Here is a 23,618-nt window from a genome sequence, read left to right as displayed (position 1 = left end):
TTTTAAAAAGAGCCCTCTACGCTTTAGATAGTTCTAACGGCCAAGCCCCTTTGTAGAGGAAAATGTGATGGAGCAATTCGGCGTTCGCAATCCCGCAACCGAACTGGGATCGATCGGCTTGGGAGCCGCCGCCAGTGTTCGCTATAACCTCATGGAAGCCCACCTTTACGAGGAAGCGATTCGCCGTCAGGAAGCCGATCTGACCGCCGACGGTGCGCTCAGGGCTCTGACCGGACAGCACACCGGCCGTTCCCCGAAGGACAAGTTCGTCGTGCGCAACGCCACCACCGAAGATCAGATCTGGTGGGATAACAACAAGCCGATGTCGCCGGAACATTTCGAGCTGCTGCATGAAGATATGCTGGCGCATGCACGCGGCAAGGACCTGTTCGTCCAGGATCTGATTGGCGGCGCTGACGTCGAATATGCACTGCCGACGCGCGTCGTCACCGAATTCGCCTGGCACTCGCTGTTCATCCGCAATCTGTTGATCCGGCCGGAGCGCATCGCGCTCGAAAGCTTCGTGCCGCAACTGACGATCATCGATCTGCCGAGCTTCCGCGCCGATCCGGAGCGCCATGGCTGCCGCACCGAGACGGTGATCGCCTGCGACTTCGTCAACGGCATCGTCCTGATCGGCGGTACGTCCTATGCCGGCGAAATGAAGAAATCGGTGTTCACGGCATTGAACTACATGCTGCCGGAGCGCGGCGTCATGCCGATGCACTGCTCGGCCAATGTCGGTCCCGAAGGCGATGCCGCGATCTTCTTCGGCTTGTCTGGCACAGGCAAGACGACGTTGTCGGCCGATCCGACCCGCACGCTCATCGGCGACGACGAGCATGGCTGGGGCGAAAACGGCATCTTCAACTTCGAAGGCGGCTGCTACGCCAAGACCATTCGTCTGTCGGCGGAAGCCGAACCGGAAATCTACGCAACGACCCGCCGTTTCGGCACCGTGCTGGAAAATGTCGTGCTCGATGAGCATGGCCGTCCGGATCTCGACGATGGCTCGCTGACGGAAAACACCCGCAGCGCCTATCCGCTGCATTTCATCCCGAACGCTTCGGAATCCGGCATGACAGGCCATCCCGAGACGATCATCATGCTGACGGCCGATGCCTTCGGCGTCATGCCGCCGATCGCCAAGCTGACGCCGGACCAGGCAATGTACCACTTCCTATCCGGCTACACCGCCAAGGTCGCCGGCACGGAAAAGGGCGTCGTCGAGCCGGAAGCTACCTTCTCGACCTGCTTCGGCGCTCCCTTCATGCCGCGCCATCCGGCCGAATACGGCAACCTACTAAAGGAGCTGATCGCCCGCCACGGCGCTCGTTGCTGGCTAGTCAACACCGGCTGGACTGGTGGCGCCTACGGCAAGGGAGGCCGCATGCCGATCAAGGCGACGCGCGCCCTGCTGGCCGCTGCCCTGAAGGGCGCTCTCGACAATGTTGAGTTCCGCATCGATCCGAACTTCGGCTTCGCGGTCCCCGTTGCCGTCGAGGGCGTCGACAGCGCCATCCTCGACCCGCGCTCCACCTGGGCCGATGGCGATGCCTATGATGCGCAGGCCGAGAAGCTGGTGCAGATGTTCGTCACCAACTTCGCCAAGTTCGAGGATCACGTCGACGGCAACGTTCGCGATGCCGCGCCGGGAATGCCGGTCGCTGCAGAATAATCATCCACAGTGGGAACGACTCACGTGAAACCCGGCGGCCAGGTCGCCGGGTTTCATTTTATTCGGCAGTAGTTTTCAACCGCGCACTGATGTGGGATAGACAGGCGCGGAGAAAATCATGGCCAGCGAAGCGCTTTACATCAACGACCGGATCACGATTGCCGGCTGGGAGCTGACGGAACAGTTCGTTCTGGCGGGTGGTCCCGGCGGTCAGAACGTCAACAAGGTCGCAACGGCTGTCCAGCTTTTCTTCAATGTCCAGAACTCTCCCTCGCTGACGGATCGAGTCAAGGCGAATGCCGTCAAGCTTGCCGGTCGGCGTGTCTCGAAGGATGGCGTGCTGATGATCGAGGCCAGCCGTTTCCGCAGCCAGGATCGCAACCGCGAGGACGCGCGCGAGCGCCTGAAGGAACTGATCCTCGAAGCCGCCGCCCCGCCGCCGCCGCCACGCAAGAAGACCAAGCCGACCAAGGGGTCGATCGAGCGCCGGCTGAAGGAAAAATCCGGTCGTTCCGAGGTCAAGAAGATGCGCGGCAAGCCGGGTGGCGATTAGGCCGGCTTTTCGGGCTGTGGTTTTGGTTCGGTTGGATGAAAATGGTGGTTGTTGGGTGAGAGCGAGTTTGCCGTGACTCCTTGTCTGGCCCCTCATCCTGGCCTTCTCCCCGCATTGCGGGGAGAAGGGACAAGCGCACGAAGCCGCAAAGCCTCTGTTTGTAAAGAGCCCGCTTAAGGCAAGATAGACTCCTCGCCCCCGCTTGCGGGGAGAGGGTCGGGGTGAGGGGCCAGGCACAATAACGCGGCAATGATATCTTCACCTGACCGGCACCATCGCAGGAACCAAAAAATGCTGCTCCCCAACGGAATTCGCCATCTGCCTGATTATCTCGATCGTTCCGCCCAGGAAGCGCTGGTCGAAGCAATCCGCGTCGTCGTGGCCGAGGCGCCGCTCTACACGCCGGTCATGCCCGGCACGGGCAAGGAAATGTCGGTGCGGATGACCAATTGCGGCTCGCTTGGCTGGGTCACGGACAAGCAGCGCGGCTACCGCTACCAGCCGACACATCCGGTCACCGGTCGCCCCTGGCCGGCCATGCCGTCGCAACTGCTCGATTTCTGGAGTGATATAGCAGGCTATGAAAAACCGCCGGAGGCCTGTCTCGTCAATTTCTACTCTGACGATGCCCGCATGGGCCTGCATCAGGATCGCGACGAACAGGATCTCAACGCGCCCGTACTGTCGATCTCGCTCGGCAACACCTGCCTTTTTCGGGTCGGCGGTCTCAGCCGCGATGATCGCACGCTATCCTTCAAGCTTTCCAGCGGCGATATCGTCGTTCTCGGCGGCGAGGGAAGGCTGTGTTTTCACGGCGTCGATCGCATCTACCCGGCCACGTCGACATTGCTGAAGAACGGCGGGCGGATCAACCTGACGCTCAGGCGCGTTCAACCCTGACCCTCAAAGCTTCCTGAGTGCCACCTGCTCGATCAGATGATTCTTGCCCTTCTGCAGGATAAGGTCGGCGCGCGGGCGCGTCGGCAGAATGTTCTGGCGCAGGTTCTTCAGGTTGATGTTCTTCCAGAGTCCCTCGGCAATCGCCAGCGCCTCTTCTTCGCTGATCGAGGCGTAGCGGTGGAAGAAGGAGTTGGGGTCGCGGAACGCCGTTTCGCGCAACCGCATGAAGCGGGCGACATACCAGTTGTGGATCAGCTCCTCGTCGGCGTCGATATAGATCGAGAAGTCGAAGAAATCCGAGACCATCGGCACGATCTTGCCATCAGCTGGCAGATGCCGCGACTGCAGCACGTTGATACCCTCGAAGATCAGGATATCCGGGCGGTCGACGGTCTTGAACTCGTTCGGCAGCACGTCATACACAAGATGCGAATAGGAGGGCGCCTGCACGTTCGGCTGGCCGGCCTTGATAGCCGAAAGGAAGCGCAGCAGCGCTGCTGTGTCGTAGCTTTCCGGAAAACCCTTGCGCTGCATCAGGTTGCGGCGCTGCAATTCGGCGTTCGGATAGAGAAAACCGTCCGTGGTGACGAGATCGACCTTCGGGCTCGACGGCCAGCGGCCCAGCAATTCCTTCAGGATACGGGCCGTGGTGGATTTGCCGACGGCGACCGAGCCGGCGATGCCGATGACGAACGGCGTCTTGGCGATGTCGGAAAGGCTGAGGAACCGATTGCGCTGCTCAAACAGGATTTGTGAGGATTCCACATGCGAGGAGAGCAGTCGTGACAGCGACAGATAGATGCGCCTGACTTCGTCGAGATCGATCGGGTCCCCCATGGAGCGCAGCCGCTTCACTTCGTCGGCGGTCAGCGTCAGCGGCGTGTCGGCCCGGAATTTCGCCCACTCTTCCGAGGAAAAGAAATAATAGGGCGAATAGGCTTTGGCCTGGAAAATATCGAGTGTCTCGTGTGCTGGCTCGGTCTTGGTGGCTATCGTCATTGCGTTTTACCGGCTTGCCTTCTCTTGAAGGCCGGATTGAGTAGTGCGCCTTTCGAGCTCACCCATGACATTCTGCAACGGAATGTCGGCAATCTTCAACACGACCATAAGGTGATATAGCAGATCGGCGGCCTCATAAGTAAGGTTGTCGCGATCGTTGGTGACGGCAGCCATTACGGCTTCGATCGCCTCCTCGCCCAGTTTCTTCGCCGCCTTCGGCTGGCCGCCAGCAATAAGCTTCGCCGTCCAGGATTCCTCGGGCGAAGCCTTGGAGCGCTCCTCGACGATATGTTCGAGGTCGGAAAGGGTAAATCCGCTCATTGGTCGCTGTCTCCTAATCCAGCCGCATGGGAATGCCGCGCTCGGCCATGTAGCGCTTTGCCTCGCCCACCGAATAGGTGCCGAAGTGGAAGATCGAAGCGGCAAGAACCGCCGTCGCATGACCTTCCTTGACGCCGGCAACGAGATCGTCGAGATCACCGACGCCGCCGGACGCAATGACGGGGACACGCACGGCATCGGCAATCGCCCGCGTCAGCTCCAGATCGTAGCCGACCTTGGTACCGTCGCGGTCCATGGAGGTGACAAGCAGCTCGCCGGCGCCGCGCTCGACCATCTTGCGGGCAAAATCGACGGCATCGATGCCGGTCGCGTTGCGGCCGCCATGGGTATAGATCTCCCAGGCGCTCAAATTGTCGCCGCCGAGCGCCTCGGTGCGTCGCCGCTTGGCGTCAATGGAAACGACGATGCACTGGTTGCCGAATTTGTCGGCCGCCTCGGCGACGAAATCCGGATTGTTGACCGCCGCCGAATTGATCGAAACCTTGTCGGCGCCGCAGAGCAGCAGCTTGCGGATGTCGGCGATCGTGCGCACGCCGCCACCGACTGTGACGGGCATGAAGCATTGTTCCGCCGTGCGGGCCACCACGTCGAAGATCGTGTCTCGATTGTCTGAGGAGGCGGTGATGTCGAGGAAGCAGAGCTCGTCGGCCCCGGCGGCGTCATAGGCCTTGGCAGCCTCGACCGGATCGCCGGCATCGACGAGATTGAGAAAGTTGACGCCTTTGACGACGCGGCCGTCCTTGACGTCGAGGCAGGGGATGACACGGGCTTTCAGGGTCATTGCGCTGCCTCCTTGGCCTGCTTGATCAGGGCCAGTGCCTCTTTCGGATCGATCCGACCATCATAGAGCGCGCGGCCGGAAATCGCACCCTCCAGTTTGCGGGCGTCCGGCTGGATCATGCGGCGGATATCGTCGAGCGAGGCGAGGCCGCCAGACGCGATGACGGGGATGGAAACGGCATTGGCCAGTTCGAGCGTCGAGGGCCAGTTGATCCCGGTCAGAATGCCGTCACGGTCGATATCGGTATAGATGATGGCGGCAACGCCGGCGCCCTCGAATTTCTTCGCCAGTTCGATGACGCCGAGTTCGGACGCCTCGGCCCAGCCCTCGACCGCCACTTTACCGCCCTTGGCGTCGATGCCGACGGCGATGTGACCCGGAAACCGTCTGCAGGCCTCGACGACAAGCGCCGGATCGCGCACGGCCACCGTGCCGAGGATGACGCGGGCAAGCCCGCGCGACAGCCAGTTTTCGATATGGTCGAGCGTGCGGATGCCGCCGCCGAGCTGCACCGGATTTTTCGTCGCCTTGAGAATGGCGTCGACGGCAGCGCCGTTCACTGTCTCGCCGGCGAAAGCGCCGTTGAGATCGACGACATGCAGCCATTCGAAGCCCTGGTCTTCAAAGGCTTTCGCCTGGGCGCCTGGATCGGGATTGTAGACGGTCGCCTGCTCCATGTCACCGAGCTTCAGGCGCACGCATTGCCCGTCCTTGAGGTCGATAGCGGGAAAGAGAATCATGTTGTTTCCGTTTCTTTCGCGCGAGCCTTACGGCTTCCAGCGCAGGAAATTGGCAATCAGGGCGAGGCCGAGCTTCTGGCTCTTTTCCGGATGGAATTGCGCGCCGGCGATGTTGTCGCGCCCGACGAAGGCGGTCATCGGCCCGCCATAGTTCGTCGTCGCGATCACATCGTCCCCAAGGTCGGCGGCCAGATGGTAGGAATGGACGAAATAGGCGTGCAGGCCGTCAGGCCCGGTCTCGATCCCATCGAAGAGTGCGTGCGGGTGGCGGATATCCAGCGTGTTCCAGCCGATCTGCGGGATTTTCAGGTTAGGATCGCTCGGCGTCATTTCCTTGACGTCACCCTTGATCCAGCCGAAGCCTTTCGTGATCGTCTTTTCCAGCCCGCGCGACGACAGCAGCTGCATGCCGACGCAGATGCCAAGGAAGGGACGCGCCTTGTGTTCCACGACGTCGACGACGGCTTCCGCCATGCCGGGCACGGCATCGAGGCCCCGACGGCAATCGGCATAGGCGCCGACGCCTGGAAGCACGATGCGGTCGGCGGTGGCGACGCGCTCGGCGTCATCGGTCAGGTCGATCTCTGCGTCGATGCCTGCCTCGCGGGCGGCCCGTTCGAAAGCCTTGGTGGCCGAGCGCAGATTGCCGGAACCATAGTCGATAATCGCGACGCGCATGATCAGCGTCCTCCGTCGTAGCCGGGAAGGCCGAAGCTCGGGCCCGGGCGGCTGCTATTGGTGTTGGTAGCCGGAATATCCCAGTTTTTCGGATGGATATCCTGGCCTGCTTCCTGCTCTAGCTGGGAAAAATGGATTTCCTCTGCGGTTGCCAGATCGTGCGCGGAGACGAGATTGCTTAGCTTCCAGCCGCGGCCGACAAGGCGGTCGCTCAGTGCATGCGGACCTTCGAGGGCAGCGAGAATATGCAAACCGAGCAGAAGTGCCGCGCCGGCGGCAAAGAAGCCCGGCTGGCGCATCAGCTCCAGCGCAATGCCCTGCAGCAGAAACGCGGCAATCGCATGCAGCCAAAGTCGATGGAAGAGCATCCAGAGCGTCGGAAACAGGAACACCGTCCACGAAAAGCCGTCGCGGATGAACCGCGTTTCGTCGCGATACCGATCCGATACTTCAGATCGGCTCGGCGCTCCTGGCGGAGTCAAAATTAAATAGCTTGCCATCTCTTCACTTTCCCCATGACGGGGCTCAGGCGAGCGTGCCTTTCGTCGAGGGCACTCGGCCTGCTTGCCGCGGATCGATCTCGGTTGCGGTGCGCAGTGCGCGCGCAACGGCCTTGAAGCATGTCTCGGCTATATGGTGATTGTTGGCGCCATAATGGTTGAGAATATGCAAGGTGATGCCGGCATTCTGCGCGAGCGCCTGGAAGAATTCGCGCACCAATTCGGTGTCGAAGGTGCCGATCTTCGGCGCGCTGAACGAAACGTTCCACACGAGAAAAGGCCGGCCGGACAGATCGACGGCGGCTTTCGTCATTGTCTCGTCCATGGCAAGGTCGATCGAAGCATAGCGGGTGATGCCGCGCCGGTCGCCCAGCGCCTTGGCAATCGCCTGGCCGATCGCGATGCCGGTATCCTCGACGGCATGATGGTCGTCGACATGCAGGTCGCCCTTGGTGTCGATTTCCATGTCGATCAGCGAATGTCGCGACAGTTGTTCCAGCATATGGTCGAAGAAGCCGACACCCGTTGAAATCGTCGACTTGCCGCTGCCGTCGATGTTGACGGAAACGGAGACCGAGGTCTCGTTGGTCTTGCGGGAAACGCTTGCCGTGCGGCTCGCTGCGGTCTCTGCCATGGGCTGCTCCATCGGAATACGGCCGTTCCATATCAGGCGTATCGGGAAATATCCAGAAGTTACGCGTGGGGCCTGCGTGTTTAGCCGGCTTGCCGCCATCATTCGGTCGCCGCCGCCATTTGCAATCGGAAAAACCCCTCTTACATAGGTGGCTGACGGGGCCGATAAGCGGCCCGGCAGAAAGCCCGCCGGAACGGGGGCAAACAGGTGTTAAATGACGACAATCGTGACTATTCGCAAGGGTGGCAAGGTGGTGATGGCTGGTGATGGCCAGGTGAGCCTTGGCCAGACCGTGATGAAGGGCAATGCGCGCAAGGTTCGCCGCATCGGCAAGGGCGATGTCATCGCCGGTTTCGCCGGCGCAACCGCCGATGCCTTCACTCTGCTCGAGCGCCTGGAAAAGAAGCTCGAACAATATCCCGGCCAGCTTATGCGAGCCGCCGTTGAGCTCGCCAAGGATTGGCGCACGGACAAATATCTGCGCAACCTCGAAGCCATGATGCTGGTTGCCGACAAGAACATAACGCTCGCCATCACCGGCAACGGCGATGTGCTCGAGCCCGAACATGGCGCCATGGCGATCGGCTCCGGCGGAAATTTTGCGCTCGCCGCCGCACGCGCGCTGATGGATAGTGACAAATCAGCGGAAGACGTCGCCCGCCGTGCCCTCGATATTGCTGCCGACATCTGCGTCTACACCAACCACAATGTGGTCGTCGAGACGCTTGATGCCGAAGCCTAATTTCCTCTCTTGATAGTTTCTAGCCCTGACAGGGAACATACGAAATGACCACTTTTTCCCCCCGCGAGATCGTTTCCGAACTCGATCGCTACATTGTCGGCCAGCATGAGGCCAAGCGCGCCGTGGCGATCGCATTGCGCAATCGCTGGCGCCGGCAGCAGCTCGAGCCCGAGCTGCGCGACGAAGTCATGCCCAAGAACATTCTGATGATCGGCCCAACCGGCGTCGGCAAGACGGAAATCTCCCGCCGCCTTGCCAAGCTCGCCGGCGCTCCCTTCATCAAGGTCGAAGCCACCAAGTTCACCGAAGTCGGCTACGTCGGCCGTGATGTCGAACAGATCGTCCGTGATCTCGTCGAGGTCGGCATCGGCCTGGTGCGCGAAAAGAAGCGCGCCGAGGTGCAGGCAAAGGCGCATATGAGCGCCGAAGAACGCGTGCTCGATGCGCTGGTCGGTGCTACCGCATCGCCGGCGACGCGCGATAGCTTCCGCAAGAAGCTGCGTGACGGCCAGCTCGACGACAAGGAAATCGACATCGAAGTTGCCGACACCGGTTCCGGCATGCCTGGCGGTTTCGAGATCCCCGGCATGCCCGGCGCCAATATCGGCGTCCTCAACCTGTCCGAAATGTTCGGCAAGGCCATGGGCGGCCGCACGAAGAAAGTGCGCACGACGGTCAAGGATTCCTATAAGGAACTGGTGCGCGACGAATCCGACAAGCTGATCGATAACGAAGCAATCCAGCGCGAAGCCGTGCAGTCCGCCGAGAATGACGGCATCGTCTTCCTCGACGAGATCGACAAGATCGCCGCTCGCGACGGCGGCATGGGTGCCGGCGTTTCGCGCGAAGGCGTGCAGCGCGACCTCCTGCCGCTGGTCGAAGGCACGACGGTTTCGACCAAGTATGGTCCGGTCAAAACAGACCATATCCTCTTCATCGCCTCTGGCGCGTTCCACGTGTCGAAGCCGTCGGACCTCCTGCCGGAACTGCAGGGTCGCCTGCCGATCCGCGTCGAGCTCCGGCCGCTGACCAAGGAGGATTTCCGCCGCATCCTGACCGAGCCGGAAGCCAGCCTCATCCGCCAGTACAGGGCGCTGATGGAAACGGAGGACCTGAAGCTCGACTTCACCGACGATGCCATCGACGCTCTCGCCGATGTCGCGGTGCATCTGAATTCTACAGTCGAGAATATCGGCGCCCGCCGTCTGCAGACCGTCATGGAACGGGTGCTAGACGATATTTCCTACAACGCTTCAGACCGCGGTGGCGTATCGGTGACCATCGATGCCGCCTATGTTCGCGAGCATGTCGGCGACCTCGCCAGCAACACCGACCTGTCCCGCTTCATTCTGTGAGCGAGCCGGCAAAAGCGATTTAAGACAGTAAACACTCGACAGCGGGCCGTTAACTTTTTAGTTAGGGGCCCGTTTCTTTGTGTCGGATGGCTTTATTCGGCCCAGATTATCCGTCAGGCAGCCGCACGGAAACATTGGTTGAAACTTCGACAGGACAGCCATCTTGCGACGCATACTGATCACCCTTCTTCTGGCGGTCGCCAGTCTCTCCTGGTTGCCCGCCTATGCGGACGCGGCGACCGCGGTGCCTCCGGGCAACCGCAATGCCGAGCAGCCGCCGGTTCCCGGCGCTTCCGTGCGCCGCACGCGCGGCACGAATTCGACCTTTGAACGCAAATACCAGAAGGTCCGCGAACTGCTGGCGACCGACACCAAGCTGATGGCGAAGATCAAGTCGACTGCGCGCGCCTACGGCATCGAGCCGATCCACATCATCGGCGCGCTCGTCGGCGAGCACACCTATAATGTCGATGCCTATGACGGCCTGCAGTCTTACTATGTCAAGGCTGCCTCCTATGCCGGCCAGAGCTTCCGTTTCGCCTACAATGGCGAAAACGTCGACGATTTCGTCGCCCGGCCGCAATTCGACAGCTGCAAGGGCAAACAGGATTCCTACACTCTCTGGACCTGCCGCGAGGATGTCTGGGAAGACGATTTCCGCGGCAAGACGGTGGGCGGTAAGTCCTATCCCGACAATCGCTTCAGCGCGGTTTTCTTTCAGCCTTTCTATGCCGGCCAAACCTTCGGGCTCGGTCAGGTCAATCCACTGACGGCACTCGAGCTTTCCGATCTGGTCAGTCGTACCTCGGGTATTGCGAAGCTCGACGAGAAGGATGCCGGCGGCGTCTACAAGGCGATCATGGATCCGGACTTGTCGCTGGCCTTCGTTGCGGCATCGATCCGCAAGTCGATCGACGACTACCGCTCGATCGCGGGCATGGATATCTCAGGCAATCCGGGCATTACCGCGACGCTCTACAATCTCGGCAATTCCCGCAAGCGCGCTGCCGCCCTTGCCGCCAAGAACCGAAGCTCTTCGCAGCCCGTCTGGCCCGAGGAGAACTACTATGGCTGGCTCATCAATGATAAGCTGAGCGACCTGAAGTCGCTCCTTTAAACGCCCCTGCGCGACGTTTTATCGTCTGGATTTTGCTGGCGGCGTTCACCATATGGGATGAGCGGCCGCTCGGCCGCATGATTAGGCGACGGCCCGGTCTTCGAGGAGAATGGATCCCATGGACATGATTCCGGAAGCCTTTTCCCCGCCGGCGCCGATCCCGCGCACCGTCCCGCCGTCGCGATGGACGATCATCAAAACCATCCTGCGCAATCCGCTCGAACTCTGGGGTGAGCCGTCCTATACGCTACCGTGGATCAAGACGAAGTTCTTCAACGAGCGGACGCTGATCGTCAATGATCCCGGCCTCATCAAGCATGTTCTGGTCGACAATGCCGCCAATTACCGCATGGCCGACATCCGCCAGCTCGTGCTCCGGCCGATCCTGCGCGATGGTCTCCTGACGGCGGAAGGGCCGGTCTGGAAGCGTTCGCGCAAGGCTGTGGCACCGGTATTCACGCCGCGCCATGCGCAGGGCTTCGCCGGCCAGATGCTGAGCCAAAGCCTGGAATATCTGCATAAATACGATGAGATCGGCGACGAAGGTGCGGTGTTCGATATCGCTACCGACATGACCGAACTGACCTTCGCCATTCTGGCGGAGACCTTGTTTTCCGGCGAGATCGTCACCGAAGGCGAGCATTTCGCCGATGAGGTCAATGAGCTGCTGCACCGCATGGGTCGGGTCGATCCCATGGATCTTTTGCGCGCCCCTGCCTGGGTGCCGCGCATCACCCGCATCGGCGGCCAGCGCGTGCTTGACAAGTTCCGCGGCATCGTCCGCACCACCATGGACCAGCGCCTGGAAAAGATGCGCGGGGACAGAGCCAGCGCACCCGACGATTTCCTGACGCTGCTTCTGGAAAAGGCCGGTCCGGACGGGCTGACCATGGAGGAGATCGAGGACAATATCCTCACCTTCATCGGCGCCGGCCATGAGACGACCGCCCGTGCTTTGGCCTGGACGCTTTATTGTGTCGCCAATAGCCCGCATATTCGCGAGGCCATGGAAGAGGAAATCGACCGGGTGCTCGCAACCGATGCGAAGCCGGTCGCCTGGCTCGACCTGATGCCGCATGTCCGCGCCGCCTTCGAGGAAGCGATGCGCCTCTATCCGCCGGCGCCGTCGATCAACCGGGCCGCCATCGCCGATGACGAATGGACGAGCGCCAAGGGCGAGCGTGTGACGATAGAAAAGGGGATCACCGTCCTGATCATGCCCTGGACGCTGCATCGCCACGAACTCTATTGGGAAAAGCCGCGGGCTTTCATGCCGGAACGCTTCCTTCCGGAGAACCGGGCCAAGATCAACCGCTTCCAGTATCTCCCCTTCGGCGCCGGTCCGCGCGTCTGTATCGGCGCGACTTTCGCGCTGCAGGAAGCCGTCATCGCCCTTGCCGTCATGATGCGTCGTTTCCGTTTTGACTTGACGGAAGAAACCGATCCCTGGCCGGTGCAGAAGCTGACGACCCAGCCGCGCGGCGGATTGCCGATGCGGGTGAAAAGGCGATAAGAGTTGCGAATGCGAGATAGGGTTTCGCGTTTGCCGCTTCGATTTCATATCCCAAGGATAAATTGATCCGTGACATCTCACTTCCTGCTCGGCATCGATACGGGTGGAACCTACACCGATGCCGTTCTCTTCCATGAAACCGATGGTGTGGTTGCCAAGGCCAAATCGCTGACCACGCGGCATGATCTGGCCGTCGGCATTGCCGGCGCCGTCGATGCCGTCATCGCCAAGGCCAACATTCCCGTCTCGGCGATCGGCCTCGTCTCGCTGTCGACGACACTCGCCACCAATGCGCTTGTCGAAGGGCAGGGCGGCCGCGCCGGGCTGATCATGATCGGTTTCGGGCCGGACGATCTTAAGCGCGACGGTCTTGCGGAAGCGCTCGGGTCCGATCCCGTGCTCTATCTTCCAGGCGGCCATAATGTGCACGGCAATGAAAGTCCGCTCGATTTGACGGCATTGCGCGACGCGTTGCCGGAACTGGCGAAGTCGGTCTCCTCTTTCGCTGTCGCCGGCTATTTTGCCGTGCGGAATCCGGCTCATGAAATCAGGGCGCGCGATTGCATCCGCGAGCTCTCGCATCTGCCCGTCACCTGCAGCCATGAGCTTTCCTCGAAGCTCGGTGGGCCACGCCGTGCCCTGACAACGCTGCTCAACGCCAGATTGGTGTCAATGATCGATCGCCTCGTCGGCGCCTGCGAAGGGTTCCTGGCGACGCGCGGTATTTCCGCGCCGATGATGGTGGTGCGTGGTGATGGCGCTTTGATTTCGGCTGACGAGGCCAAACTCAGGCCGATCGAAACGATTCTGTCGGGTCCGGCCGCAAGTCTCGTCGGCGCGCGCTATCTCACCGGCCTCGACGATGCCGTCGTTTCCGATATTGGCGGCACCACCACCGACGTCGCCGTCATGGAGAATGGTCGGCCGCGACTGGATGCCGAAGGCGCCGTGGTCGGAGGCTATCGAACCATGGTCGAGGCCGTCGCCATGCGCACCTACGGCCTCGGCGGCGATTCCGAAGTGAAGATCAATGATCGCGGCCTTGTCGCCGCCTTCGAGCTTGGGCCGCGCCGGCTGCTGCCCCTGAGCCTCGCCGCCCACATGCATGGCGAGGCAGTGCTTGATATGCTGGAACAACAGCTACGGGCGCCGCATCTGGCCCGCAACGCCGGCCGCTTTGCGCTCCGCACCGGCGTACCGGATCATCTGGCAAGCGGTCTTACGGCGCCCGAGCAGGCGCTGTTCGACCGGATCGGCGCCATTCCCGTGGCGCTCGACAAGCTTTTGACGATGGCCTCGCAGAAGGCGACGTTGGATCGGCTGGTGGCGCGCGGCCTCGTGCATCTGAGCGGCCTGACGCCTTCGGATGCCATGCATGTGCTCGGCCGGCAGGGCCAGTGGAATACAGAGGCGGCGCGCCTCGGTCTGGCTTTGGCGATGCGGCTTAAGGATGGTTCCGGGCGCGCCATCGCCGCATCCGTCGAGGAACTCGCGCAGAAGATCATCGATCGGCTCACGCGCCAGTCCGCGGATGTCATTCTTGCGGCCTGCCTTGCCGAGGATGGCGTTGCCGATCTCAATCCGGCAAAATCCATCTCCATCGATCGCGCTCTTCGCCGTGCGCCGGGGATCGCCCGTTTCGCCATTTCGCTTGATCGCCCGCTTGTCGGGCTCGGCGCTTCCGCCCCGGTCTACTATCCTGCCATCGCAGAAATGCTGGCGACGGAGAGCGCCATTCCCGGCGATTCGGATGTCGCCAATGCCGTCGGCGCCGTCGTCGGTCAGGTGCGCACCAGCGTTACCGTTTTCGTCACCATGCCGGAGGACGGCATCTATATGCTGAACGGCGCCGGTGAAAGCCTGCGCTTCACCGACGAGGACCGGAGTTTCGCCGGTGCCCGCTCACGTGCCGCCGAGGCGGCGATGGCCCAGGCAAGGCTCAACGGCGCGGTGGATCTCGTGTTGGCGATGGATGAGCGGGTGGATGCGCCTGAGGTCGAGGGCAGTCGAAAACTGATCGAGGCGCGGTTCATCGCGACGGCCAGCGGACGTCCGCGAATCGCAACGGATTGATTATTTCCCTCAACGCATAAATCTTTCGAACTATTGCCAAATTGACGGAAGCGAAACGATCGGCAAAGTGGCAGCATGTGAAAAATGAGCCATCAGATGGCCTTGAGGAGTATTTGGCATGAGCCGCATTGAGAAGAACGGGATGCAGATCGAACCGGTGCTTTATCATTTCCTCGTCAAGGAAGCGCTGCCGGGTTCAGGCATCGACGCCGACGCCTTTTTTGCCGGCTTCTCCAAGATCGTCCACGATCTCGCGCCGAAGAACCGCGAGCTGCTCGCCAAGCGTGACCACATGCAGGCAGCGCTTGACGACTGGTATCGCAAGAACGGCGCGCCCGTCGATCTCGCCGCCTACGAGGCCTTCCTTCGCGACATCGGCTATATCGTGCCCGAAGGCCCGGCCTTTACGATTTCGACCGCCAATGTCGATCCCGAGATATCGGAGATTGCCGGCCCGCAGCTCGTCGTTCCCGTCATGAATGCCCGCTATGCCCTGAACGCGGCCAACGCCCGCTGGGGATCGCTTTACGATGCTCTTTATGGCACCGATGCCATTCCTGAGACTGATGGCGCCGAGAGGGGCAGGACCTATAACCCCAAGCGCGGCGAGAAAGTCATCGCCTGGGTTCGCGATTTCCTCGATTCCGCCGTGCCGCTTGCCGGCGCAGGCTGGAAGGACGTCACCGGTCTTGCTGTGAAGGATGGCGCACTGGCGATCACGACAAAAGGTGGCGTTACGGCGCTGGCGGATCGCAGCCATTTCGCCGGTTATCTCGGCGATGCAGCCAATCCCTCGCATATCCTGCTGAAGCAGAACGGCATCCATATCGAAGTCGTTATCGATGCCGGCACCGATATCGGCAAGGCCGACCCGGCAAACATTTCCGATGTCCGGCTGGAATCGGCGATCACCACGATCATGGATTGCGAGGATTCGATCGCGGCCGTCGATGCCGACGACAAGGCGGAGGTTTACCGCAACTGGCTCGGCCTGATGAAGGGCGACCTGACCGAAGAGGTCGCCAAGGGCGGCAAGACCTTCACGCGCCGCCTCAACCCCGATGTCACCTATACCGCGCCGGATGGCAGCACTTTCGATCTGCATTGCCGCTCGCTGATGCTGGTGCGCAATGTCGGCCACCTGATGACCAATCCGGCCATTCTTGACCGTGATGGAAACGAGGTGCCCGAGGGCATCATGGATGCCGCGATTACCGGCCTGATCGCACTTTATGACATCGGCCCGAACGGCCGCCGCAAGAATTCCCGCACCGGCTCCATGTACGTCGTCAAGCCGAAGATGCATGGTCCGGAAGAAGTCGCTTTCGCGGTTGATATCTTCTCGCGCGTCGAAGACCTGCTTGGGATGCCGCGCAATACTATCAAAATGGGCATCATGGACGAGGAGCGCCGCACGACGGTCAACCTCAAGGAAGCCATCCGCGCCGCCCGCGAGCGCGTCGTTTTCATCAATACCGGTTTCCTCGATCGCACTGGCGACGAAATCCATAGCTCGATGGAAGCAGGCCCGATGATCCGCAAGGGTGATATGAAGCAGGCGGCCTGGATCGCGGCCTATGAGAACTGGAACGTCGATATCGGCCTGGAATGCGGCCTCTCCGGCCATGCCCAGATCGGCAAGGGCATGTGGGCCATGCCGGATCTGATGGCGGCCATGCTCGAGCAGAAGATCGCCCACCCGAAGGCCGGCGCAAACACCGCCTGGGTGCCGTCCCCGACGGCGGCGACGCTGCATGCCACCCATTATCATCGCGTCAATGTCGCCGACGTGCAGAAGAGCCTGAAGAGCCGCGCCCGCGCCAAGCTTTCCGACATTCTCTCCGTGCCGGTCGCCTCGCGGCCGAACTGGACGCCGGAGGAAATCCAGCGCGAGATCGACAACAATAGCCAGGGCATCCTCGGCTATGTCGTGCGCTGGGTCGATCAGGGCGTCGGCTGCTCCAAGGTTCCCGACATCAACAATATCGGCCTCATGGAAGATCGCGCCACCCTGCGCATTTCTGCGCAGCACATGGCCAACTGGCTGCACCACAAGGTCATCACCGAAGCGCAGATCATCGAGACGATGAAGCGCATGGCTGCCGTGGTCGACCAGCAGAACGACGGTGATCCCCTCTATAGGCCGATGGCCGGCAATTTCGACGGTTCGGTCGCCTTCCGGGCAGCCCTCGATCTCGTCCTCAAGGGCCGCGAGCAGCCGAACGGCTATACCGAACCGGTCCTGCACCGCCGCCGCATCGAGCTGAAGGCGAAGCAGGCGGGGTGATCCCTTCCCTCCATCTGGGGCCACCTCGATCCTTCGAGGCCTTGTCGCCTTCGCCGGCAAGGCACCTCAGGATGAGGTGGAGAGGATCTTGCGGTTAGAGCGTGATGCCGAAAAGTGTAGGCGGTTTCCAGGCGACATCACGCTCTACTTCTTTGTTTCTAGAGCGGATTCAGATTTTTGGTCGAACAGACCTAAAATCATCCGGCTCTAGGGGAAAAGATCAGCTCTCATCCTGAGATGCGCAGCCGAAGGCGGAGCCTCGAAGGACGAGGGCGGGTAGGGTGATATAGCATCGACCCCGTTCCCCAAACAAAAAGGCCGCCGGATATCGATCCGGCGGCCTTTTTCAATCCGAATGTCCAGTGATTACTGGATGACGACGACCTTGGTGCTGTGACCAGGCAGAACGCGGCTATAGAGGTCGATGACGTCCTGGTTCATCAGGCGGATGCAGCCCGAGGAAGCGGCCGTGCCGATCGACGCCCATTCCGGCGTGCCGTGCAGGCGGAACAGCGTGTCCTGGCCCTTGTCGTTGTAGAGATACATGGCGCGCGCGCCGAGTGGGTTCGACAGGCCGGGGTTCATGCCGCCATCGACGTATTTGGCGATTTCCGGACGGCGGACTGCCATTTCTTTCGGCGGATGCCAGCTCGGCCATTCCTGCTTCCAGGCAACGTAAGCAGTGCCCGACCAGGCGAAGCCCTGCTTGCCGACGCCGATGCCGTAACGCATCGCTTCGCCGTTCCCGAGGATATAGTAGAGATGGCGCTCGCGCGTGTTGACGATGATCGTGCCTTCAGCCTCGTCGGACTTGTAGGAAACGATCTGGCGGCGGAACTGCGGCTTCACCTTCTGGATCGGGATCGCCGGCAGCTGGAAGCCGTTGTCGCTCGTGACGCCATAATCGCTGTCGAACGTCTTGAGGGCGTCGGTAGCGGGAGCGGCAATGGTGGCGGGATTGGCAATGGCGGAGGGCTTGGCTGCCGCAGGGATGGCATAGCCAGCCGCTGCGAGCGTTGCGACAAGGCCGAGTGCGGTCATAGCATTACGGATGCGCATGGAAGTCTCTTGAAATTTCGTGGCAGGGAACGGATGGTTATCTACCATCTTTGTCTACAGTTTATTTTCCATTAAACTTAGCTTTGCAAGCGGCTGTGGCCCTACAAAAATAGCGCCGGCGCGCAAATTAGAAGGACATGGTTTTTTTGCAACAATGCTTGCCCTGTTCCCGAGACAATTCATGACGATTTTGAACGTTTACAATAACAATCCGTTAATAGATGGCCGACAATCGGAAAGGGCCATGCTTGTACGCAAGGGCGTGCAACTTTTACTGCACGACATGCGTCACGCGGTCTTGCCGGAGTTGCCGCTTGCCAGCGGCCGCCGCGCCGACCTCATCAGCCTCTCGGAAAAGGGTGAGATCTGGATCATCGAGATCAAGACGTCGATCGAGGATTTCCGCGTCGATCGCAAATGGCCCGAATACCGGCAGCATTGCGACCGGATGTTCTTCGCGACGCACAAGGACGTGCCGCTGGATATCTTCCCCGAGGATTGCGGGCTATTTCTGTCGGATGGTTACGGCGCCCATATGCTGCGCGAGGCGCCGGAGCATCGGCTGCCGCCGGCGACGCGCAAGTCCGTGACGCTGAATTTCTCCCGCGCCGCCGCCCAGCGCCTGCTGCTGGCCGAATGGGCGACGGGCAAGTCCTTCGCTTCAGAGTAGCCTATTTCGGCGCGCGCTTGGCGAGGATGCGCTGCAGCGTGCGGCGATGCATGTTGAGGCGGCGGGCCGTCTCGGAAACATTGCGCTCGCACATTTCATAGACGCGCTGGATATGCTCCCAACGCACCCGGTCCGCTGACATCGGGTTCTCAGGCACCTCGGCCTTTTCGCCGGGGCGCTGCGTCAGCGCGGCGTAGACGTCGTCGGCATCGGCGGGTTTGGCGAGATAGTCGAGCGCGCCGAGTTTGACGGCGGTCACCGCCGTCGCGATATTTCCATAGCCGGTCAGGACGACGATATGCGTATCGTCGCGCCGCTGACGGATCGCCTCGATCACATCCAGTCCTGTGCCGTCGCCCAACCGGAGGTCGACCACGGCGTATTTGGGCGGGCTCGCCTTGGATTTGGCCACGCCTTCCGCCACCGATTCCGCCGTCTCGACTGCAAAGCCGCGCGTTTCCATCGCGCGTGCCAGCCGACGCAGAAACGGGCCGTCGTCGTCGACGATCAGCAATGTGGCATCCGGGCCGATATGGGCCGCGGCATCCTTCGCTCCCGCGTGTGGGGCAGCGCTCTCTTTTTCCGTCATTTTATCTTCTATCCCGGCGACCATCCGCCTGCATATTCAACCGATTTTGACGACCGCTGTTTTAAGCCGTGAAAATCATTTTGTCGAATTACTGTCGATCAGTACGCGCGGCCATTCGACGCGGACGCGCGCGCCTGGCGCCTCCGAATCGCGATTGCTGAAGGAAAGTGCGGCGCCTGAGCGTTCGAGCAGCGTCTTGGCGATGAAGAGGCCAAGCCCGAGGCCGCCGGCGGTATCGTCCCGCTGGCGCGATGTGACATAGGGTTCGCCGATCCGTGCCAGTATTTCGGGCGAATAGCCGTTGCCGTCATCTTCGATGACAATAGTCAGAGTGTCGACGGTATACTCCACGGTGATGGTCACCGTCTTGCGGGCATAGTCGACCGCATTTTCGATGAGGTTGCCGAGGCCGTACATGATGCCGGCATTGCGGCTGAGGACGGGTTCCCCGGAGCGCGGGCTCTTCTCGATCAGTTCCAGCGTGATCCCGAACTCGCGATGCGGTGCGATGATCTCCTCCATCATCGAGGAGAGCGTCAGCCGCCGCATATGCGCCTCGTCTTCGGAGGAGAGCGTCGTCAGCCGCCGCAAGATGTCGCGGCAGCGCTCGCTCTGGCTGCGCAGCAGCGCCACGTCCTCGCGGAAGCGGTCGTCCTCGCGCAGTTCGCGCTCCATCTCCTTGGCGACGACGCTGATGGTCGCAAGCGGCGTGCCGAGCTCGTGCGCCGCGGCCGCCGCCAGCCCGTCGAGCTGCGACAGGTGCTTTTCCCGCTGCAGCACCAGCTCCGTCGCCGAGAGCGCATCGGCGAGCTGCGAGGCTTCCATGGAGACGCGATAGGCATAGAAGGCGGCAAAAGCCATGGTGGAGGCAATCGAGCACCAGACACCGAGCTGCATCACATTGTGGACGTTGATCGAGATGCCTTCATACCAGGGAAGCGGAAAGGGCGAGAAGGCAAGGCCGGTAATGCAGATCATCGCCAGCAGGATCAGCGGCATGCTGTAGCGGATCGGCTGCGATGCGAAGGAAATGATGACGGGTACGCAAACCAGTGCCGAGAAGGGGTTGGCAAGCCCACCGGTGATCAACAGCAGCCCGCAGAGCTGCAGAAGATCGAGGCTGAGCAGGGCAAAGGCCGCCGGCGGCTCCAGCCGGTGCGTCGGTGGATAGCGCAGTGTCAGGAAGAAGTTGATCCAGGCAAGGCAGGCGATCAGCACGCAGCAGGGCAGCAGCGGCATGGGGAATTTCAGCCAGAAGGCGACGATCATCACGGTCACCGTCTGGCCGCCGACCGCAAGCCAGCGCAGGCGTACCAGCGTCTGCAGCCGCAGCCGCCGGCTGGTGTGATGGCCCTCCTGCGCTTTCATTTCGGCCTCGGACAGCTTTTCCAGTCCGCGGAAGAAGCGTGCCATTGTCAGGTCCCCCGTGGCTTGGCGCGTGTGGTCGGCAAGGCTTCCGCCGGATCTTCCGGCCAGGGATGCCTTGGGTAGCGCCCGCGCATGTCGGCGCGCACATCCTTCCAGGAGCCCGCCCAGAAGCCCGGCAGGTCGCGCGTCGTCTGGATCGGCCGATGTGCCGGCGATGTCAATTCGAGCAGTAGCGGCAATCTGCCGCCGCCGATGGCCGGATGCTGCTTCAGTCCGAACAGCTCCTGGACGCGAATGGTCAACAGCGGTTCCTCGCCGTCATATTGTATGGGATGGCGCTGCCCGGTCGGCGCTTCGAAATGCGTCGGCGCCATCCGGGCGAGATCGCGCTGCAGCTCATGCGGCACCAGCGACATAAGCCCGCTGGAGAGCCCGCCGGCGGAGATATCGGAAAGGCCGCGCGCATCGGCCTGAAATGGCGTGAACCAGTCATCCAACCGCGCAAGCAGCGCCTCGTCGCTAACGTCAGCCCAGGGCTCGCCGATCGTCCGTTGCAGGAAGCCGATCCTTTCCCGCAGTTGCGCAGCTTCCCTGGAAAAGGGCAGGACGCCGATCCCGAGCTCGCGAATGCCGTCAGCGAGCGCCTTCGTCGCCTGCTCGCCGGTTGGGCGCGGCAGCGGCGTTTCCTCGAAGATGATCGCGCCAAGCCGTGTTACCCGCCGCGCCCGCACCTGGCGGCTTGCTTTGTCAAAAAAGCTCTGATCCTCGGTGCGGATTTCGCCCGGCAAATGCTCTTCCACATCGGCGCGGGAAATCTCCGCCGCGGCAACAATGCGCGCCTGCGGCGCCCGGCCGGTGAGGTCGGCAATGACAAGCATCTGCGAGCCGGCAAGCCGCTCGGTCTCCGGCAGCTCCGCGCCGCGACCATTGGCCATGACGAAGCGCCCCCGTCCGCCGCGCTGCAGCGCAATCCGATCGGGAAAGGCATGCAGGAGCAGCACACCGGCGAGCGGAGGAGTAGAAGAGACGGGGCTGCCGTTGCCGCCCGCCGCCTGGGCGAGGCGCCCGGCCAATCGACGCGAGGCTTCCGCCCGTTCGCCCTTTTCCGTCTTGAAGCGCCGCAGCCGGTCTTCGAGGTCGATGCTTTGCCCGCCGAGCCCCTGTTCCGTCAGCAGCACCGAAAGCAACGCCGCCTCGCGCGCCTGGCCGAATTCGCTGGCCGATATCACCATCGCCGCCAGCCGCGGCGGCAAGGCGAGTTCGCGCATCAGCCGGCCCCGCGCCGTCAACCCGTTTTCCGCGTCAAGCGCTCCCAGCTGCCGCAGCAAGGTCCGCGCCTCGGCAAGCGTTATCGCCGGCGGCTGGTCGACAAAGGCGAGCGTCGCCGGATCCTGCACGCCCCAATGGGCCAGATCGAGCGCGAGGCCCGAGAGGTCGCTCGAAAGGATCTGCGGCGGCGTAAAGGCCGGAAGCGCCGCCGTCTGGCCCGGATGCCACAGGCGAATGGCGATGCCCGGCTCGGTTCGCCCGGCACGGCCGGCCCGCTGATCGGCCGAGGCGCGGGACACGCGCACCGTCTCGAGCCGCGTAATTCCGGTCGAAGCCTCGAAGACCGGCAGCCGCTGCAGGCCGCTGTCGATGATGATGCGCACGCCGTCGATGGTGATGGAGGTCTCGGCGATCGAGGTGGCAAGCACGATCTTGCGCGTGCCCTGCGCTGCTGGCCGGATCGCCGCGTCCTGTTCCTTCTGGCTGAGATTGCCGTAAAGCGGCGCGATCATTGTCTCCGATCCGAACCGACCCTCGAGCCGTTCCGCCGTCCTGGTGATCTCGGCCTGCCCCGGCAGGAAGGCGAGGATCGAGCCCTGTTCGTCCGCATGCGCGTCGAGGATCGTCCGCGTGACCGTATCTTCGATCCGCTCGCCCGCCGGCCGGTCCTGATGGCGAATGTCGATTGGAAAGCTGCGGCCCATGCTCTCGATGACGGGTGGGTTTTCGAGCAAGCTCGCGACGCGTTCCACGTCCAGCGTTGCCGACATCACAAGGATGCGCAAATCCTCGCGCAGCGCCGACTGCACGTCGAGCGCCAGCGCCAGGCCGAAATCGGCATCCAGCGAGCGCTCGTGGAATTCGTCGAAGATGACGGTGGAAATGCCGGAGAGTTCCGGGTCGTCGAGGATCATCCGGGCGAACACGCCCTCCGTCACCACCTCGATGCGGGTCTTGGCGGAGATGCGGTTGTCGAGCCGCATGCGATAGCCCACGGTATCGCCGACCTGTTCGTTCAGCAGCGAGGCCATCCGGGCCGCCGCCGCCCTTGCCGCCAGCCGTCGCGGTTCCAGAAGAATGATCCTGCCGTCGCCGCGCCACGCCTGCCCCAATAGATAAAGCGGTACCAGCGTCGTCTTGCCGGCGCCGGGTGGCGCGGAAAGCACGGCGCGTCGATGGTCGGCGAGTGCGATGCCGATATCGGCAAGCACATGCGAGACCGGAAGTTCCGGTAGTGAAGGCGTCTTATAGGTCACGCCTGCCGGCTCCGCGCATGTTCACAGGTAGCCATCGTGATCGTGAGGACTTCGAGCGCTGCGATCAAGGCCGGCCAGGGCAGCGCCGCGTGCGTCCGCTCTTCGTTGAGAAGCAACATGCTCCGCTCCATGTAATCGTTCGATGTCTATTAGGTCTTGGGCGCGCAGCTGGCAATGAGACGCAATCCCGTCCGCCGGCCCATCTACCGGCAGGGGAGGTGCGGAGGTGGTTCTTAGGCCTCTATTTGGACGATTCCGACGCGCGACGCAAAATGAATCCCGAAAGCGCGTCCTGCCAGGTAAAACCGCCCACTAATTTCGACATCGCATCAAATTCCGTTTTACAATCAATAAGTTACAAAAATGTCAGAATTTTTACAGTGATAGTGTTGACTTGGTTCGGAGGTAGGGTCTATAAGCCCGATCACTGAACGAGGGCGGCGGCGCTGCTGGCGACGACGACTTTCGCTCTAGTGTTTCCTTGATTGGCTGCGATGCTGATTGGTGGTTCTGGG

22 protein-coding genes are annotated in these 23,618 nt (G+C 61.9%); 10 read left to right on the top strand and 12 right to left on the bottom strand.

Annotated features, from left to right (window positions below):
* The first annotated feature begins 67 nt into the window (after window positions 1-67).
* From HGP16_RS20600 to HGP16_RS20590, 3 genes are all read left to right on the top strand, one after another.
* Window positions 68-1,678, top strand: coding sequence for a phosphoenolpyruvate carboxykinase (locus tag HGP16_RS20600; protein ID WP_168841871.1), 1,611 nt, complete (start codon window positions 68-70; stop codon window positions 1,676-1,678).
* A gap of 118 nt (window positions 1,679-1,796) precedes the next feature.
* Entirely contained in the window at window positions 1,797-2,231 is a 435-nt protein-coding gene (arfB, locus tag HGP16_RS20595; protein ID WP_168841870.1) for an alternative ribosome rescue aminoacyl-tRNA hydrolase ArfB, read from the top strand.
* 291 nt (window positions 2,232-2,522) lie between these two features.
* Window positions 2,523-3,131: an alpha-ketoglutarate-dependent dioxygenase AlkB gene (locus HGP16_RS20590; protein ID WP_168841869.1), complete on the top strand. Its 609-nt coding sequence runs from the start codon at window positions 2,523-2,525 to the stop codon at window positions 3,129-3,131.
* A 3-nt stretch (window positions 3,132-3,134) separates the two neighbouring features.
* On the opposite strand, the gene coaA is transcribed toward HGP16_RS20590, so the two are convergent.
* The 7 genes from coaA to hisB are packed head-to-tail and all read right to left on the bottom strand — an operon-like array spanning window position 3,135 to window position 7,805.
* The gene (gene coaA, locus HGP16_RS20585) at window positions 3,135-4,130 is read right to left on the bottom strand and encodes a type I pantothenate kinase (RefSeq protein WP_168841868.1); all 996 of its coding nucleotides are present in this window, start codon (window positions 4,128-4,130) and stop codon (window positions 3,135-3,137) included.
* A gap of 6 nt (window positions 4,131-4,136) precedes the next feature.
* Window positions 4,137-4,451, bottom strand: coding sequence for a phosphoribosyl-ATP diphosphatase (locus HGP16_RS20580; RefSeq protein ID WP_168841867.1), 315 nt, complete (start codon window positions 4,449-4,451; stop codon window positions 4,137-4,139).
* Between the two features lie 13 nt (window positions 4,452-4,464).
* Window positions 4,465-5,253 (bottom strand): imidazole glycerol phosphate synthase subunit HisF, encoded by a 789-nt coding sequence (gene hisF, locus HGP16_RS20575; RefSeq protein ID WP_168841866.1) that lies wholly within the window; start codon window positions 5,251-5,253, stop codon window positions 4,465-4,467.
* Window positions 5,250-5,993, bottom strand: a complete 744-nt coding sequence (gene hisA / locus HGP16_RS20570; RefSeq protein ID WP_168841865.1) for a 1-(5-phosphoribosyl)-5-[(5-phosphoribosylamino)methylideneamino]imidazole-4-carboxamide isomerase — start codon at window positions 5,991-5,993, stop codon at window positions 5,250-5,252. The genes hisF and hisA overlap by 4 nt, the downstream gene beginning before the upstream one ends.
* 27 nt (window positions 5,994-6,020) lie before the next feature.
* Window positions 6,021-6,671, bottom strand: coding sequence for an imidazole glycerol phosphate synthase subunit HisH (gene hisH, locus HGP16_RS20565; protein WP_168841864.1), 651 nt, complete (start codon window positions 6,669-6,671; stop codon window positions 6,021-6,023).
* Between the two features lie 2 nt (window positions 6,672-6,673).
* A complete protein-coding gene (locus tag HGP16_RS20560) occupies window positions 6,674-7,171 on the bottom strand; it encodes a DUF2628 domain-containing protein (RefSeq protein ID WP_168841863.1) in 498 nt (165 codons plus the stop codon).
* Window positions 7,172-7,196: 25 nt separating this feature from the next.
* A complete protein-coding gene (gene hisB, locus HGP16_RS20555) occupies window positions 7,197-7,805 on the bottom strand; it encodes an imidazoleglycerol-phosphate dehydratase HisB (protein WP_015338215.1) in 609 nt (202 codons plus the stop codon).
* A gap of 214 nt (window positions 7,806-8,019) precedes the next feature.
* Between hisB and hslV the strand changes: the two genes are divergently transcribed.
* The 6 genes from hslV (at window position 8,020) to HGP16_RS20525 (ending at window position 16,892) form a co-directional block, all read left to right on the top strand.
* Complete coding sequence (gene hslV / locus HGP16_RS20550) at window positions 8,020-8,547, top strand: ATP-dependent protease subunit HslV (RefSeq protein WP_168841862.1); 528 nt, start codon at window positions 8,020-8,022, stop codon at window positions 8,545-8,547.
* Between the two features lie 44 nt (window positions 8,548-8,591).
* Complete coding sequence (gene hslU, locus HGP16_RS20545) at window positions 8,592-9,902, top strand: ATP-dependent protease ATPase subunit HslU (RefSeq protein ID WP_168841861.1); 1,311 nt, start codon at window positions 8,592-8,594, stop codon at window positions 9,900-9,902.
* Window positions 9,903-10,065: 163 nt separating this feature from the next.
* Entirely contained in the window at window positions 10,066-11,019 is a 954-nt protein-coding gene (locus HGP16_RS20540) for a DUF1402 family protein (protein ID WP_168841860.1), read from the top strand.
* Window positions 11,020-11,137: 118 nt separating this feature from the next.
* On the top strand, window positions 11,138-12,532 hold the full coding sequence (locus HGP16_RS20535) for a cytochrome P450 (RefSeq protein ID WP_168841859.1): 1,395 nt from the start codon (window positions 11,138-11,140) through the stop codon (window positions 12,530-12,532).
* Window positions 12,533-12,601: 69 nt separating this feature from the next.
* Window positions 12,602-14,605: a hydantoinase/oxoprolinase N-terminal domain-containing protein gene (locus tag HGP16_RS20530; RefSeq protein ID WP_168841858.1), complete on the top strand. Its 2,004-nt coding sequence runs from the start codon at window positions 12,602-12,604 to the stop codon at window positions 14,603-14,605.
* 118 nt (window positions 14,606-14,723) lie between these two features.
* Window positions 14,724-16,892, top strand: coding sequence for a malate synthase G (locus tag HGP16_RS20525; protein ID WP_168841857.1), 2,169 nt, complete (start codon window positions 14,724-14,726; stop codon window positions 16,890-16,892).
* Window positions 16,893-17,258: 366 nt separating this feature from the next.
* Here the strand turns inward: HGP16_RS20525 and HGP16_RS20520 are convergent, their stop codons facing one another.
* Window positions 17,259-17,951, bottom strand: coding sequence for a L,D-transpeptidase (locus HGP16_RS20520; protein ID WP_168841856.1), 693 nt, complete (start codon window positions 17,949-17,951; stop codon window positions 17,259-17,261).
* A 181-nt stretch (window positions 17,952-18,132) separates the two neighbouring features.
* Between HGP16_RS20520 and HGP16_RS20515 the strand changes: the two genes are divergently transcribed.
* Window positions 18,133-18,621, top strand: coding sequence for an MmcB family DNA repair protein (locus HGP16_RS20515; RefSeq protein ID WP_113233570.1), 489 nt, complete (start codon window positions 18,133-18,135; stop codon window positions 18,619-18,621).
* A 1-nt stretch (window position 18,622) separates the two neighbouring features.
* Here HGP16_RS20515 and HGP16_RS20510 read toward each other — a convergent pair whose 3' ends face one another.
* The 4 genes from HGP16_RS20510 to HGP16_RS34435 form a co-directional block, all read right to left on the bottom strand.
* Window positions 18,623-19,210, bottom strand: coding sequence for an ActR/PrrA/RegA family redox response regulator transcription factor (locus HGP16_RS20510; protein ID WP_168841855.1), 588 nt, complete (start codon window positions 19,208-19,210; stop codon window positions 18,623-18,625).
* 75 nt (window positions 19,211-19,285) lie between these two features.
* Window positions 19,286-20,578 carry an ActS/PrrB/RegB family redox-sensitive histidine kinase gene (locus tag HGP16_RS20505; protein ID WP_205926652.1) on the bottom strand — a complete coding sequence of 431 codons (1,293 nt, stop codon included), beginning with the start codon at window positions 20,576-20,578 and terminating at the stop codon, window positions 19,286-19,288.
* Window positions 20,579-20,625: 47 nt separating this feature from the next.
* Complete coding sequence (gene hrpB / locus HGP16_RS20500) at window positions 20,626-23,103, bottom strand: ATP-dependent helicase HrpB (protein ID WP_168841853.1); 2,478 nt, start codon at window positions 23,101-23,103, stop codon at window positions 20,626-20,628.
* On the bottom strand, window positions 23,100-23,222 hold the full coding sequence (locus HGP16_RS34435) for a hypothetical protein (protein ID WP_281408238.1): 123 nt from the start codon (window positions 23,220-23,222) through the stop codon (window positions 23,100-23,102). The genes hrpB and HGP16_RS34435 overlap by 4 nt, the downstream gene beginning before the upstream one ends.
* Window positions 23,223-23,618: the final 396 nt, after the last annotated feature.

The organism is Rhizobium sp. P40RR-XXII (assembly GCF_012641405.1).
GTDB lineage: Bacteria > Pseudomonadota > Alphaproteobacteria > Rhizobiales > Rhizobiaceae > Rhizobium.
Note: the sequence above shows the minus strand (reverse complement) of the source record. Positions and strands in the feature narration are given on the sequence as shown.